Origin of the sequence: Hylemonella gracilis (genome assembly GCF_004328645.1) — a bacterium.
Taxonomy (GTDB): domain Bacteria; phylum Pseudomonadota; class Gammaproteobacteria; order Burkholderiales; family Burkholderiaceae_C; genus Hylemonella; species Hylemonella gracilis_B.
Genome location: NZ_CP031395.1, coordinates 2,572,475 through 2,587,379, shown reverse-complemented (window position 1 = coordinate 2,587,379; position 14,905 = coordinate 2,572,475). Strand labels below are relative to the sequence as shown.

Annotated in this window: 13 protein-coding genes, 2 tRNA genes and 1 pseudogene; 3 read left to right on the top strand and 13 right to left on the bottom strand. The window is 61.1% G+C overall.

Going from position 1 to position 14,905, the window contains the following annotated elements:
* Positions 1 to 15: 15 nt before the first annotated feature.
* From cysW to DW355_RS12180, 6 genes are all read right to left on the bottom strand, one after another.
* Positions 16 to 972: a sulfate ABC transporter permease subunit CysW gene (gene cysW, locus DW355_RS12205; protein WP_131280430.1), complete on the bottom strand. Its 957-nt coding sequence runs from the start codon at positions 970 to 972 to the stop codon at positions 16 to 18.
* A gap of 4 nt (positions 973 to 976) precedes the next feature.
* The gene (gene cysT / locus DW355_RS12200) at positions 977 to 1,876 is read right to left on the bottom strand and encodes a sulfate ABC transporter permease subunit CysT (protein ID WP_131280429.1); all 900 of its coding nucleotides are present in this window, start codon (positions 1,874 to 1,876) and stop codon (positions 977 to 979) included.
* 7 nt (positions 1,877 to 1,883) lie between these two features.
* Positions 1,884 to 2,888, bottom strand: a complete 1,005-nt coding sequence (locus DW355_RS12195; protein ID WP_131280427.1) for a sulfate ABC transporter substrate-binding protein — start codon at positions 2,886 to 2,888, stop codon at positions 1,884 to 1,886.
* A 154-nt stretch (positions 2,889 to 3,042) separates the two neighbouring features.
* Positions 3,043 to 3,645: an RBBP9/YdeN family alpha/beta hydrolase gene (locus DW355_RS12190; protein ID WP_131280426.1), complete on the bottom strand. Its 603-nt coding sequence runs from the start codon at positions 3,643 to 3,645 to the stop codon at positions 3,043 to 3,045.
* Between the two features lie 49 nt (positions 3,646 to 3,694).
* Entirely contained in the window at positions 3,695 to 4,336 is a 642-nt protein-coding gene (locus DW355_RS12185) for a peroxiredoxin (RefSeq protein ID WP_131280425.1), read from the bottom strand.
* Positions 4,337 to 4,531: 195 nt separating this feature from the next.
* Complete coding sequence (locus DW355_RS12180) at positions 4,532 to 4,906, bottom strand: thioredoxin family protein (RefSeq protein WP_131280423.1); 375 nt, start codon at positions 4,904 to 4,906, stop codon at positions 4,532 to 4,534.
* Between the two features lie 284 nt (positions 4,907 to 5,190).
* On the opposite strand from DW355_RS12180, the gene DW355_RS12175 reads away from it, so the two are divergent.
* The 3 genes from DW355_RS12175 (at position 5,191) to DW355_RS12165 (ending at position 9,051) form a co-directional block, all read left to right on the top strand.
* Entirely contained in the window at positions 5,191 to 6,306 is a 1,116-nt protein-coding gene (locus DW355_RS12175) for a TRAP transporter substrate-binding protein (RefSeq protein ID WP_131280422.1), read from the top strand.
* A gap of 118 nt (positions 6,307 to 6,424) precedes the next feature.
* On the top strand, positions 6,425 to 7,105 hold the full coding sequence (locus tag DW355_RS12170) for a TRAP transporter small permease subunit (protein WP_131280420.1): 681 nt from the start codon (positions 6,425 to 6,427) through the stop codon (positions 7,103 to 7,105).
* Complete coding sequence (locus DW355_RS12165) at positions 7,102 to 9,051, top strand: TRAP transporter large permease (protein WP_131280419.1); 1,950 nt, start codon at positions 7,102 to 7,104, stop codon at positions 9,049 to 9,051. The genes DW355_RS12170 and DW355_RS12165 overlap by 4 nt, the downstream gene beginning before the upstream one ends.
* Before the next feature lie 103 nt (positions 9,052 to 9,154).
* Here the strand turns inward: DW355_RS12165 and DW355_RS12160 are convergent, their stop codons facing one another.
* The 7 genes and pseudogenes from DW355_RS12160 to tolB form a co-directional block, all read right to left on the bottom strand.
* Positions 9,155 to 10,243 carry a threonine aldolase family protein gene (locus DW355_RS12160; protein WP_131280417.1) on the bottom strand — a complete coding sequence of 363 codons (1,089 nt, stop codon included), beginning with the start codon at positions 10,241 to 10,243 and terminating at the stop codon, positions 9,155 to 9,157.
* Between the two features lie 170 nt (positions 10,244 to 10,413).
* Positions 10,414 to 10,489, bottom strand: a tRNA-Asn gene (locus DW355_RS12155).
* 35 nt (positions 10,490 to 10,524) lie between these two features.
* Positions 10,525 to 10,600, bottom strand: a tRNA-Lys gene (locus DW355_RS12150).
* 162 nt (positions 10,601 to 10,762) lie between these two features.
* Positions 10,763 to 11,592, bottom strand: a pseudogene (locus DW355_RS12145) (tRNA threonylcarbamoyladenosine dehydratase).
* Positions 11,593 to 11,723: 131 nt separating this feature from the next.
* Entirely contained in the window at positions 11,724 to 12,590 is an 867-nt protein-coding gene (ybgF, locus tag DW355_RS12140; RefSeq protein ID WP_131280416.1) for a tol-pal system protein YbgF, read from the bottom strand.
* 58 nt (positions 12,591 to 12,648) lie between these two features.
* Positions 12,649 to 13,209 carry a peptidoglycan-associated lipoprotein Pal gene (pal, locus tag DW355_RS12135; protein WP_131280414.1) on the bottom strand — a complete coding sequence of 187 codons (561 nt, stop codon included), beginning with the start codon at positions 13,207 to 13,209 and terminating at the stop codon, positions 12,649 to 12,651.
* Between the two features lie 183 nt (positions 13,210 to 13,392).
* Entirely contained in the window at positions 13,393 to 14,745 is a 1,353-nt protein-coding gene (gene tolB / locus DW355_RS12130; protein WP_242671377.1) for a Tol-Pal system beta propeller repeat protein TolB, read from the bottom strand.
* Positions 14,746 to 14,905: the final 160 nt, after the last annotated feature.

Below are 14,905 nucleotides of genomic sequence, written 5' to 3'. Positions count from 1 at the left end.
GGGAAAACTGCTTTCTCAGGCGGCGGCAGACGCTGCCGGTACGGGACTGGCGGCGGCTGCGCCGGGATTCTCGGGCGGGGCGTTGACCGCGGTCGCGCGGTCACGTTCATGCCTCCACTCGGCGAAGGTCTTGAGCACCAGAGTCACCACGGCCAGCACGGCCAACAGGGAAGCAACGGCGAACGCAGCCGCGGACTGGTACTCGTTGTAGAGGATCTCCACGTGCAGCGGTATCGTGTTGGTCTGACCACGGATATGGCCCGACACAACCGACACCGCGCCGAATTCGCCCATGGCACGCGCGTTGCAGAGGATCACGCCATACAACAAACCCCACTTGATGTTGGGCAGCGTCACATGCCAGAAGGTCTGCCAGCCGTTTGCGCCGAGGACGATGGCAGCCTGTTCCTCCTCGTTGCCTTGCGCCTGCATGAGCGGAATCAGTTCCCGCGCGATGAAGGGGAAGGTCACGAAAATCGTGGCCAGCACGATGCCCGGCACGGCGAAGATGATCTTGATGTCATGTTCAGCCAGCCAGGGCCCCAGCCATCCTTGCGCGCCGAAAAGCAACACGTAGATCAGGCCCGAGACCACGGGCGACACCGAGAACGGCAGATCAACCAAGGTGGTGAGAAAGGCCTTGCCGTGAAACTCGTACTTGGCAATGGCCCAGGCTGCGGCCACGCCGAACACCAGATTCAAAGGCACGGCAATACCCGCCGCAATGAGCGTGAGCTTGATCGCGGCCCAGGCGTCGGGTTCGAGCAAGGCAACGAAATAAGCATGCCAGCCCTTGCGCAGGGCCTCGGTCGCCACCGCCACCAGGGGCAGGACAAGAAACAGCGCGATGAAAGCCAGGGCCACCAAGGTCAGCGTCCAGCGCACCGCTGGCGTCTCCGTGGTGAGGACGCGTTTCTTGCGCACGTCCAAGGGCGCGCGAGCGCCGGACGCGGAGGAAGTTGAATTTGTCATCGCGTCATGCTCCGGAACGCTTGCGCTGCCACGCCTGCAAGCCGTTGATGACCAGCAGCATCACGAAGGAAATCAGCAGCATCACCACGGCAACGGCTGTCGCGCCCGCGTAGTCATACTGTTCCAGCTTGGAGATGATGATGAGCGGCGTGATCTCCGAAATCATGGGCATATTGCCCGCGATGAAGATCACGGAGCCATATTCGCCGACGGCGCGCGCGAAAGCCATCGCAAAACCTGTCAGTAGCGCGGGCAGGATGCTGGGCAGGATCACGTAACGGAAGGTCTGCCAGCGCGTCGCGCCCAGGCAAGTGGCGGCCTCTTCCAATTCCTTCTCGGTGTCTTCCAGCACCGGCTGCACCGTGCGCACCACGAACGGCAGGCCAATGAAGATCAGTGCGATCACCACCCCCGTGGGGTTGTAGGCCAGCTTGATGCCCAGAAAGCCAAAAATCCCATTCGGTTCGAAGTACTGACCGACCCAACCATTGCCTGCCAGCAAGGCGGTCAGCGAGATGCCAGCCACGGCGGTCGGCAAGGCGAAAGGCAGGTCCACCAGCGCATCAACAATCTTCTTGCCCGGAAACTTGTAGCGCACCAGCACCCAGGCGACCAGCAGGCCAAACACCAGATTGACCAAGGCCGCGATCAGCGACGCCCCAAAAGTCAATCGGTAGGAGGCCAGCACGCGTGGCGAGGCTACCGCCGTCCAGAAGTGGTCCCAAGTCATCGTGAAGGACTTGAAGAACAGCGCGGACAGGGGGATGAGAACGATCAGGCTGAGATAGAACAGCGTGTAGCCCAGCGTCAGGTTGAAACCGGGCAGCACGCGACGCGCCTTGCGGCGCCTAGAAACCGCCGGACTCGTGATTGACACGGCGGAGGGAACGGCGAACGCAGTCATTCAGTGCTTATTTGACGGTGTAGATCTGGTCGAATTTGCCGCCATCGTTGAAGTGCACCTTTTGTGCTTCAGCGGGGCTACCGAACACTTCGGAGACCGTGAACAACTGGATGGGCTTGAAGGTTGCGGCGTTCTTCTTCAGCACGGCCGGCGAAGTCGGACGCAAGGCATGCTTGGCGGCAATTTCCTGCGCTTCATCCGTGTAGAGGAAATCAAGGTAGGCCTTGGCCACCTCGGCGGTTCCCTTCTTGGCCACGGTGCGTTCGACCACGGCCACGGGGTTTTCCGCCACCACGCTGATGCTGGGATAGACCGCCTCGACCTGGCCGGCACCAAATTCATTGACGATAGAAATCACCTCGGACTCGAACGTGATCAGCACGTCACCCACATTGCGCTGCAGGAAGATGCCTGAGGCATCACGCCCCCCCTTGCCCAGCACCGGTGCGTTCTTGAACAACTTGGCCACAAAGTCGGCGGCTTGCGCGTCCGTGCCACCCTTCTTCTTCACATACCCCCAGGCCCCCAGATAGGTTTGCCGACCATTGCCTCCCAGCTTGGGGTTGACCACTACCACCTGTACACCGGGCTTGACCAGGTCATCCCAGTCCTTGATGCCCTTGGGATTGCCCTTGCGCACCACGAAGATATGGGTGGACAACGTGGGCGTGGCATTGCTGGGGAACTTCTTGGCCCAGTCCTTGGCCACCAGCCCCTTGTCAGCCAGGAACTCCAGGTCGGTCACGGTATTGAAAGTCACGACGTCGGCATCCAGGCCATCCGCCACGGCACGTGCCTGGGCACTGGAACCGCCATGGGACTGGTCTACCTTCACGTCTTTACCGGTCTTTTTCTTGTACCAAGCGCTGAAGGCAGGGTTGATGTCCTTGTAGAACTCACGCGCCACGTCGTACGAAGAATTGAGCAAAGTGACCTGCTGGGCGCTCACCAGTTGGCTGGAGCCCAAGGCCAGGGCCGCCAGGGTCAAGGTGAGGGTCTTTTTCAAGTTCATGGAATCTCTCTCTGGTTGGAATGGGGGTGAAGCAGTGACGGGGGAAACGAGCCCCAGGAAACCGGGATCAGCCAAACCGCGATTTTCCCAGGCCACCCTTAAAACTCAAAAGATGATTATCTTGTTAACTCATAACCAACATGTCTGAATCAAGCTAGATCGGCAAGCTTGCCAAAGGTTCACGGCGACGCAGCCCGCCCTCACCGGCATCGCTCGCCACCAAGGATTGCAGCAGTGCCAACCCCAGCGGCCATTCGCCATGCCCTGATTCGATGTTGATGTGCCCGGCATCGGGGACGCGCACGAATTCACTGCCCCAGCTGCGGGCGTAGGCGCCACACAGACGGATCGGGCAATACGGGTCGTTGTTGCTGGCCACCACGATGCTGCGGTAAGGCAGTTTGCGACTCGGCACAGGCGCGAAGTCACTCAGGATGGAACGGCGCTCAGGATCGGCCGGCGCCACCAGCAAGGCGCCACGGATGCGCGTCTCGACATCTTCCGGCAGTTGGTTGACGGCAATGCACCCCAGGCTGTGAGCCACCACCACCACGGGCAAGGGCTGGCCGTTCTCGTCCACCTGGGCCAGGATGGTCTGGCGGATGCGGCCCACCCAAGCCTCCCGCGCGGGCTTCAGCCAGTCGTCCTGCTGAACGCGCACGGTATGGGCGTAACGCTCTGCCCACAGGGTTTGCCAATGGCCAGGGCCGGAATCCCGCCACCCCGGCACGATGAGGATGCGTACCGCTTGCGTCACGCCTGCCCTGCTCTCTGTGCTCTTTCGCTAGCGCTCACCGGGGTGACCCTTATTTGTTCGGCTGTGGCGTGACGCGCAGATAGGGCTTGACCGTTTTGTAGCCCTTGGGAAAGCGCCGGGCAATCTCGTCGGCGTCCTGCAGGCTGGGCACGATGATCACATCGTCGCCATCCTTCCAGTCAGCCGGCGTGGCGACCTTGTGGCTGTCGGTCAACTGCAGCGAATCGATGACGCGCAGCAGTTCGTCGAAGTTGCGTCCCGTGCTGGCCGGATAGGTCAACGTGGCGCGAATGGCCTTCTTCGGATCGATGAAAAACACGCTGCGCACCGTGGCCGTGGCGGAAGCATTGGGGTGAATCAGGTCGTACAGCTCGGACACCTTGCGATCGGCGTCGGCCAGGATCGGAAAGTTGACCGTGGTGTGCTGCGTCTCGTTGATGTCGGGAATCCATTGCCGGTGCTTGTCCGCGGGGTCCACGCTGATGGCGATCGGCTTGACACCCCGCTTGGCGAATTCGCCCGACAGCGCGGCGGTACGACCCAGCTCAGTGGTGCAGACTGGCGTGAAGTCCGCCGGATGGGAAAACAGGATGACCCAGGAATCGCCTGCCCATTCATGGAACTTGATGAGGCCAGTGCTGGAATCCTGCGTGAAATCAGGGGCCGTGTCGCCCAGTCGTAAGGTCGCCATGAGCAATCTCCTTGGATGGAAGGGCATCCATTCTGGAGCGCCATTCCCGAGATTCCAACGAATATCTCGCTCTTAGCTCATAACTCGCAGGCATGAATCGCGAGGCACGGCATCGCACCAGGCTTCGCAGAGGCTTTTGCAGGCGCTTTGGATTCAGTTGGCTCACGCGAAAGACGGCCAACACTGTTGCGGAAATCAGGCTGGCAGGTGCGCCAGATGGCTCCGCACCCGAACCGCCAAGGCTTGCTCGGCCATGCTGGTCAGAGGCAGCAGTCGCCCCTCAAGCCCCGCGTGCACCAACTGGGCCAGAACCCCAGGCTGAGGGGTCAGCGGACCAAGAAAAATCGGTGTTTCTCCCCTCAGCAATAACAGCGTGGGGAAATTCTGCACTTCGATTTCACCCAGGACTTCACTTTCATCCTCGATATCGATCCAGGCAAAACGGGCCGCGCCGACAAACGGCGCCTGGAGCGAGTCGAACAGAGGTTGATAAGCACGACAGTTGTTGCACCAGTCGGCGCACAGGCAGACCACATGCAGGGGACTGGCCTCGGGAGGATTGCTGCTCATCCTTCAAGTGTGCCTTATACCTGCACCCAATGCAGAACATCCACTTTGCACGGATTCCGCGACAGGACCCAAGCCCCCCCCGCACGCCGTTATGCATGCCGCGGCGGGAATGCGACACGCCGTAGGCATGGCGGCTCAAACAACCGAATCGCCCTCAAAACCCCGCGTTTCCGGCGGGCAAAACCTCCTGCCGTGCGTAAAAACCCTCTTTCTCACGCTGGCGCCCCCGTCAAAGATGCGGGTCTGGCTTGTCCAGACAATTCCACACAATGAAGGAGACAGCGATGACACAGAGCAAGACGACCCGACGCCGCAGCCTGCTCAAAGGCGCTGCGGTGGCCGCCGGCGCCATGTCGGTGCCGATGATCAGCAACGCCCAGACCACCTCGCTGCGCCTGCAGAGCACGTGGCCGGCCCAGGACATTTTTCACGAGTATGCGCATGACTTCGCCAAGAAGGTCAACGACATGGCCGGTGGCCGCCTCAAGATCGAGGTGCTGCCCGCGGGTTCCGTGGTGCCGGCCTTCCAGTTACTGGAAGCCGTGAACAAGGGTACGCTCGACGCCGGTCACGGCGTCGTCGCCTACCACTACGGCAAACAATCGGCGCTGGCCTTGTGGGGTTCCGGTCCAGCCTTCGGAATGGACCCCAACATGGTCCTGGCCTGGCACAACTATGGCGGCGGCAAGGCCCTGCTGGACGAGATTTACAAGTCCATCAATATGGACGTCGTGTCCTACCTCTACGGTCCCATGCCCACGCAGCCCTTCGGTTGGTTCAAGAAGCCGATCGCCAAGGTTGAGGATGTGAAAGGCATGAAATTCCGCACCGTGGGTCTGGCAGTGGACATGTACACCGCCATGGGCGCGGCGGTGAACCCCTTGCCGGGCGGTGAAATCGTGGCGGCGCTCGACCGCGGCCTCATTGACGGCGCCGAATTCAACAACGCCTCCAGCGACCGCGTGCTCGGCTTCCCCGACGTGGCCAAGAACTGCATGCTGCAAAGCTTCCACCAGAGCGGCGAGCAGTTCGAGATCCTGTTCAACAAGGGCAAGCTGGACGCGCTGCCCACCGAGCTGCGCGCCATCGTGGACTACGCCGTGCAGGCCGCAAGCGCCGACATGAGCTGGAAAGCCATCGACCGCAACTCCAAGGACTACCAGGAGCTGAAGAAACAAGGCGTGAAGTTCTACAAGACGCCGGACGCCATCCTGCGCGCCCAGCTTGATGCCTGGGACAAGATCATGGAGAAGAAGAGCGCCGAGAACGCGCTGTTCAAGAAGGTGCTCGATTCGCAAAAGACCTTCGCGCAACGCACCAAGCAGTGGCAGAACGACTACATGGTTGACTTCAACATGGCCTACAACCGCTACTTTGGTCGCGGCGCCAAGAAGGCCTGAGCGTCACGACGAATCCGCGCTCCGCCATCGTTCCTTCCGGTGGCGGAGCTTTTTTTACACACACCCGCGTGTGCTTACCTCCTCCTTTCCTTTTCGCCGCGCTTCCCCGATTTCTGACATGACATCCCTTCCAAACGTACAGCGCCTGCTGCACGCCGCAGACCGCATGAGCACCTGGGCCGGCAAGACCTTTGCCTGGTTGATCGTCGCACTTATGCTCGTGGTGTGCGCCGAAGTCTTCAAGCGCTACGCGCTCAACGCGCCCACAGCGTGGATCTATGACGCCAACAACATGATGTACGGCACGCTGTTCATGATGTGCGGCGCCTACGCCCTGTGCCAGGACGCCCACGTGCGCGGAGACTTTCTCTACGGCAGCATGAAACCGCGCACCCAGGCGGCGCTGGACCTCGTGCTCTACGTCGTCTTCTTTTTGCCAGGTGTCTGCGCGCTGACCTGGTCCGGCTGGAGCTACTTCCAGGATTCTCTGGCCATGCGTGAACAGACGTTCAACGCCACGCCGATTCCGCTCTACCCCTTCAAGTTCATCATTCCGCTGTCCGGCGCGGTCGTGCTGCTGCAGGGCATCTCTGAAATCATCCGCTGCATCGTCTGCCTGAAGACTGGCGCATGGACACCCCGCCTCAAGGACGCCGAGGAAATGGATGTGGTGGAGGAACAGTTGGCCGCCAGCACTTACGTGGATGAAAAGGCCAAACAGGAAACCATTGCGAAAGCCCATGCCATTGACGAAGCCGCACGCCAGCGCGGCACAGGCAACGTCGGGAGCGCCGCATGAGCAATGCCGCACTCGGCCTGACGATGCTCGGCCTCATCATCGTCGTGATCCTGATGGGCTTTCCCACGGCATTCACGTTGATGGGCCTGGGCATGTTCTTCGGCTTCATCGCCTTCTACGACCCATCACAGCACTGGGTCGACAACCGGGTCTTCGACCTGATGGTGCAGCGCGCCTTCGGCGCGATGACCAACGAAACCCTGCTGTCCATCCCACTCTTTGTTCTGATGGGCTACATCATGGAACGCGGTGCGCTGGTGGACCGCATGTTCCACGCCGTGCAGCTTGCGTTCCGCCGCGTGCCCGGTTCGCTGGCCGTGGCCACGCTGGTCATCTGCACCTTCTGGGGCATCGCCAGTGGCCTGGTCGGCGCGGTCGTGGTGCTGATGGGTGTGATCGCGATGCGACCCATGCTCAACGCCGGATATGACACGCGTCTGGCCGCGGGCGTCATCACGGCCGGGGGCACGCTGGGCATCCTGATCCCGCCCTCGGTGATGATCATCGTCTACGCGGCGGTGGCCGGGCAATCGGTGGTCAAGCTCTATGCGGCGGCGATGTTCCCAGGCTTCTTCCTCGCCTTCCTCTACCTCATCTACGTGATCGGCTGGGCACTGATCCAGCCCAAGGTGGCGCCCAAGCTCCCACCCGAGCAGCAGCGCGCGGATGTTACGCCCTGGGTCGCCCACCTTGCCGCGAACTACTCGCCACGCATGCTGCTCGCGCTGCTGATGGCCTTGGTCTCGCCGGGCCGGGCGCTGTCGGCTCGCATCGAAGGCGTCAAGGCAAGCTGGTGGTTGCTGCTACGCAATCTCGGCAGCGCACTCACGCCCCTGCTGTTCGCAGCCGTAACGCTGGGTGCGGTCTGGTGGTACATGGTCATCTATACGCAGCAGAGCGAAGCGCCCGAGCCTCAAACCATGGAGCAGGTACGGCAAGCCCAATCGGCCGACTCGTCCACCCTTGCTGAGCCGCCCGCGGAAGGCGGCTTGCAAGACCCCCCCTCGGCAGAGGGTGGTTTGCAAGAACCTCCGGGCGGCGCACCGTCGAACGATGCCGTGCAGGAACCGCCAGGAACGCAAACGACGGCTGCAGCCGGTTCACCTGACAGGGGATCGGACGGGTCAAACAGCGGCGGCCTGCAAAGCCTGGGCGAATCAGCCGCCCCGCCGCATGCCGCGTCGGTGCCGCAGTCCTTCTACACCGGCTTCTGGATCACCGTGGCCTTCACGCTGGCGCTGCTATTTTGGTATTACCGCGCACTCGATGCAGAGCAGTTCGAGATCCTGCGCATGCTGGTGTCCTCGGTGATGCCGCTGGGCACGCTGACGCTGGTGGTTCTGGGTGTGATTCTGTTCGGAATCACCACCGCCACCGAGTCCGCAGCGGTCGGCGCAGCCGGTGCCTTCCTGATGGCCTGGCATGCCCGCACGCTGAACTTCAAGAAGATCAAGGAAGCGGTATTCCTGACTGCGAAGACCACCGCCATGGTGTGCTGGCTGTTCGTCGGATCTGCGCTGTTCTCGGCCGTGTTCGCCATCTTGGGCGGGCAGGCGCTGGTGGAGCAATGGGTGATGTCCATGAACCTGTCGCCGCTGCAGTTCCTGCTGCTGTCGCAGGCCATCATCTTCATCCTGGGCTGGCCGCTTGAGTGGACCGAGATCATCGTGATCTTCGTGCCCATCTTCCTGCCGCTGCTGGCGCATTTCCAGATTGACCCGCTGCTGTTCGGCGTCCTGGTATTCGTGAACCTGCAGGCGGCCTTCCTGTCGCCACCGGTGGCGATGTCGGCCTTCTACCTGAAAGGCGTGTCACCGCCGCACGTCACGCTGAACCAGATCTTCGCGGGCATGATGCCTTACATGCTCATCGTGGTCCTTTGCATGGTGCTGATGTACCTGTGGCCGCAACTCACGCTGTGGCTGCCGCACTTTCTTTACGACTGAGCCAGAGAAGGTCTGGCCCGCGTGACTCGTAACACGCGGGCCACGTTCCTGATGGCAGGAACGTGACGACACCTCAGAAAAGGCCGCGGTGGCGTTTCGGCCATCAAGCCGCCGCGCAGGCGCGCCGAATGTCGGCGGCAAAGGCATCCACCGCCTCGGGCGTGGTGTCCCAGGCGCACATCAGGCGGCAGCCGCCACCGGCGATGAAGTCGTAGAACTTCCAGCCCTGCTCACGCAGGGTGTGGATGGCTTTTTGCGGCAAAAATGCAAACACCGAATTGACCTGCGGAGAATGCGGTACGCGCACGCCAGCCTGGTCCTTGATTGCGTCGTGCAGGCGCTGCGCCATCGCATTGGCGTGGCGCGCATTGCGCAGCCATACGTCGTCCTGCAGTATGCCGATCCAGGGCGCTGAAATGAAGCGCATCTTGGATGCCAGCTGGCCCGACTGCTTGACGCGGTAGGCAAAGTCTTCGCTCAAGGTCTTGTCGAAGAACACCACGGCTTCGCCAACCGGAAGACCGTTCTTGGTGCCGCCGAAACACAGCACATCGACGCCCGCGCGCCAAGTGATGTCAGCGGGTTCGCAGCCCAGTGCAGCGACCGCATTCGCGAAGCGCGCGCCGTCCATGTGCACCTTGAGCTTGCGGCGCTTGGCGATGGCGGCGATCGCGCGCACTTCCTCCACCGAGTAGACCGTTCCGAGCTCGGTCGCCTGGGTCAGGCTCACCACCTTGGGCTTGGGGTAATGGATGTCGGCGCGCCGAGTGACCAGTTGCTCGACGGCATCCGGCGTCAGCTTGCCCAGTTTGGCGGCGCCACTCTCGTTCTCGGCGATCAACAACTTGCTGCCATTCGAAAAGAACTCTGGCCCGCCGCATTCGTCGGTTTCGATGTGCGCGACCGGCGTGCAGATCACCGAGTGGTAGCTCTGGCAGAGGGACGCCAAGGCCAGGGAATTGGCCGCAGTGCCGTTGAACACGAAATAGACATCGCAATCGGTCTGGAACAACTGCCGCAGATGCTCGCAGACGCGTTGCGTCCACTCATCATCACCATAGCCTGGTTGATGACCACTGGCATTGGCCTCGAGAAACCAGTGCATGGCTTCTGGGCAGACGCCCGCGTAATTGTCACTGGCGAAGTGCTGGCGCGTGGCGTTCTGGGAAGACACGGAAGTAAGGCTGCTCATGGGAAATAAGAGAGGGTGCGAAAGCGCTGATTCTCTCAAGTACCGTGCATTCGTGCTTGGCTGGCCACCAGCGCCCCATCCCGACCCCATCAGCAAGCCACTTTTAAACGGAAAAAACAAAAGCCCGCTACAGATTCTGTAGCGGGCTTTGCTTAGGCCTTGCGGCCATTTGGCTCCCCGACCTGGGCTCGAACCAGGGACCTACGGATTAACAGTCCGGCGCTCTACCGACTGAGCTATCGGGGAATATTCGGTCTAACAAATTATCGTTTGTCGGTCAGTGGTGGGACGTGCAGGATTCGAACCTGCGACCAACGGATTAAAAGTCCGCTGCTCTACCGACTGAGCTAACGTCCCACTCGGCGGGACGCCATACATCGCGTTACGCTTGCCCCGACAAAGCAAAGATTATAGCGTGAATATTTTGGGTTTTTGATCGACGTTTGATTTTCGCTTCTCTTTTTGTCTCGCTGCGCGAGTCATGCATCGCATGCGCAATGCATGACCTCATCAGAGGCCTCACCCTTTTGCCGCATTCGCCGCAATCTTGTTCAGCGCCCAGCCGGCGGCACAAAGGCCGAAGGTCGCAGTCACGGAAACGAGTGAACCATAACCACTGCAGTTGAGGCTCCCATCACCGGCAACCGCGCAGGCTTCGTCATCCTGACGAGGACCGTGAACCGCTTCCTTGCTGTACACGCAGGCCACGTCCATTTTTCGAGGCGCCTTGGCATTGCCGCCCACCTTCTCGGGGTAGCGCGGCGCACCGTGGTGCTTGCGCAAGCGGTAACGCAGCTGAGCCAACAGAGGATCATGGGTCACGACAGCCAGATCATCCACAGCCACCAGGTGCGCCTGCGTCTTGCCGCCCGCAGCACCCACGCTGATCAAGCACTGGGGCGTCGCGCTTGCACGTGCCCAGGCTGCCATCGCCGTCTTGGCAGAGACTTGGTCACACGCGTCGATCACCGCGTCCACAGGCAGCGCACCCATCAACGCTGGCCAATTCTCTGGTCCGACGAAGTCTTCGACGCACTGCACCACGCATTCAGGGTTGATTTGCGTGATGCGCTCACGCATGGCCTGTACTTTGGCTTGGCCCAAGGTACTTCCCAGCGCATGAACTTGACGGTTGATGTTGGATTCGGCGACATGATCCAGGTCAATGAGCGTCAGACGTCCAACGCCACTGCGCGCCAAGCCCTCGACTGCCCAGGAGCCCACGCCGCCCACCCCCACCACAACCACGTGCGCCCCCTGATGCGCGCCGCGCCGGTTTGACCATACAGGCGGGCCAAGCCACCGAACCGACGGTCCAAGTCAGGAAGATCCGGCTGTGCTGCTTGCATCGTCTCGCTGTTCATGCCCATGCCCCTCACACATCCTGACCAAACCGGTTCCAGCCAGCAACGGCGGACTGTCTGCGACGTAGGCTGAACTACCAGCAAGGCCGCGCGCGAAACTCGGGTTTGCCGTCCAGTTATTTCTTGTTGCCGCCTTGACTGGACGAGACTGCGGGCGTGGTGTCTTTCAAGCGAGGCAGCCTCTGCTTCGCCGTCACGGCCGCATCGGATTTGGGATAGGCCTTGATCAAGTCCTCCAAGGTCTTGCGAGCACCCTTCGTGTCTTTCAACTCGACCTGGCAATTTGCAATCGCCAGTACGGCCTCGGGCGCGCGCGCATGGTCCGGCGATTGGTTGAGCAAGAGACGGAAGTTCTCCATGGCTTCCTTATAGTTCTGGGTCGCATATTGCGAATTGCCCAACCAGAAGAAGGCCGACGGTGCATACCCGCTCAATGGGTAACGCTTGATGAATTCTGCGAAGGCATTCTGGGCACCAGAAAAATCCCCCTTGCGAAACAGCCCCAGTCCCGTTTCGAAATCACGCTTCTCGGCGCGTTCAACCAGGAATTCGCGTCCGTCCACGCTCACCCGTTCCGGCTCCAGCGCGCGCACACGCTCCTCCAGCGCGCCCAGGGCGTCCTTGTACTGCCGCTGGGCATCCACCAGAGCACGCGCCGAGACTTCGTCCCGTCCAATGAGGCGGGCGTTGTCGGTCCGCAGATTGTCAATCTGCGTCTGCAAATCGATCAGGCTGCGGCGCAACTGGATGTTCTCCTCGCTCAAGCGCCGAAGTTGCTCCTGCTGGACATTCGCACGCTGCTCGTAATCCAGCCGCATGACGTCGACACGCTGACGAAGTTCCAGAATCGCCGCACGTGCTTCGTCATCTCCGAAGATGGCAGCAAACGCGGGTGTGCTCAGTCCCCAGACGAGACTCAGGCAAACAACACCCACCGCCTTAAGCACGGCAAGGCGAGATTTGAAAGGACGAGAAGGCCTCATGAACTCCGTGAACCCCGACTTGTCACTCTATGTCGAACGAACGGCTGGCCCGATTGGCTTAGCGGTAGCTGATCTCGGCACGACGGTTCTGGGACCAAGCCGACTCATTGCTGCCTTCTGCAACCGGCTTTTCCTCGCCAAAGCTCACGGCTTCCACTTGCGCGTCAGACACGCCGAGCAAGCCCAGGGCGCGGCGCACTGCTTCGGCACGGCGCTGCCCCAGCGCCAAGTTGTACTCACGGCCACCGCGTTCATCGGTGTGTCCCTCAATAACGACCTTCAGAGCCGTGTCGCTCGCGAGATAGCGTGCCTGGGCCTCGATCAACTTCTGGAATTCAGGCTTGATCACGTAACTGTCGTAGTCGAAATAGACCAACCGTCCGGCGGCCATGGCGGCCGCCTGCAGGGACGTGCCCGTTGCACTACTGGTCTGCGTCACGGCTTCCGGTGCGGTGCTGATCTGAGCCACGGAACCCACCGCACCACCATCAGCAACCGGCGCATTGCTTGGGCTGCCTGTCGCTGCATCCCCACCCGCCTGCGGATCCAGACTGACCGACGAACAAGCCGCCAAAATCAGGGAAAACAGAGCAATTCCCAGGAACTTGAGTTTGATCATGATGGGCTCCTTGCTGCAAAAAAGTGAAAGAACTTTACCCGAAACGGGTCAATACAAATGTTAAGAAGTATGAAATCCACACAGGCCCGGATACCGACGATCTGGGCTGTTGCTGAGGGAAAGACGAAAAACAGGAAGGATGACCACAGAAAGGCAATGGCAGCCTTCCACGGAGTGGTCAGTTCAGCGCTGAACGCTACCTTGAACCTCCGCCGAACTCGCCGAGGCTGCACCACCACCGATGCCGCCAACGAAGGGCCCCCAGTCCGGCTCGCGGATATCACCACCTTGCCCGCTCAGACGGGCCTTGATCGCACCATCCAAGGTCGTGGTCATCAAAGCTTCTCGATCATTCTGCTTGGTTGCATACAACAGCAAGCGACTATTCGGCGCGAAGCTTGGATTCTCGTCGGACACCGTTGAAGTCAGCGAAGTCACGGCGCCGCTGGCGAGCTCCATCACCTGCAGCTTGAACTCGCCATTGATGCGAGAGATATAAGCCAGCCAACGCCCATCAGCGCTCAGCGCGGGGGAAATGTTGTACGTCCCGGTGAAAGTCACGCGCTCCGGGTTGCCGCCCTTCGCAGGCAAACGATAGATCTGTGGACTGCCACCACGGTCGCTCACGAAGTAGATAAAACGTCCATCGGCGGAATAGGTCGGCTCCGTATCGATGCCGTTGGAGCGCGTGAGTCGCACAGGCTCTGCCGCGAGGTTATTCAAATCCAGGGTGTAGAGCTGCGATCCACCGTCACGACTCAAGGTCACTGCCAAAAAGCGGCCGTCGGGCGACCAGGCAGGCGCGCTGTTGGACCCACGGAAGCTCGCCACCAGACGTCGACGCCCCGTGGAAACCTCGTGGATGTAGACCACGGGACGGCGCGATTCAAAGGACACATAGGCCAGTTGCCGGCCATCAGGCGACCAGGTCGGGGAGATGATGGGTTCGGGGCTGGACAGAGCGGGTTGCGCCGCTTCACCATCGGCATCCGCCACCCAGAGGCTGTGCCGCTGATCCGTCTTGGTCACGTAGGCTATGCGGGTCGAGAACACGCCCTTCTCTCCCGTGAGCTGCTCATAGACGTAGTCGGCCACGCGATGCGCCGACAAGCGCAGATCGGCCGCGGTGACCAGAAAGCTCTGCCCTCCAAGGTCCTTGCCCGCGACCACGTCCCACAGGCGGAAGCGCACGTCATAACGGCCATCGGCGATGCGCGTCACGCTGCCCGCGATCAGGGCATCCGAACCAGCCTGGCGCCACGCCCCCAGATCAGGGCGGGCGCTTTCGTCCAATGCATCCACCTTGAGGGCCACGTTGCGGAACTGCCCGCTGCGCTCCAGGTCGGCAAGCACGATGGCGCTGATCTTCTGCGGAACGCCAGTCTCGCCACGGAAGGGCGCGATCGAGAACGGCACCTGCGTCAGACCCACGCCGGCAACTTCGACGCGGAACTGTGCTTGCGCTGGCGCAAGCAAAGCAAACCCAAGCAACCAAATAGAAAGCCCGACTTCAATCAGCCGGCGGAATCCATGCATACGATGCAACATGCGTATAGCTCAGCACACCCAAAGGGTCAGAAAGTTGGAAACAGGCATCTTGCGTTTGTAGAACAGCAGGTGGGCGCATGGACAGTTCGACTGGCCCACGCTGAAGTCAACCCATCCGAGGGACAGCATGCGCAGGCTTTTCATGCTG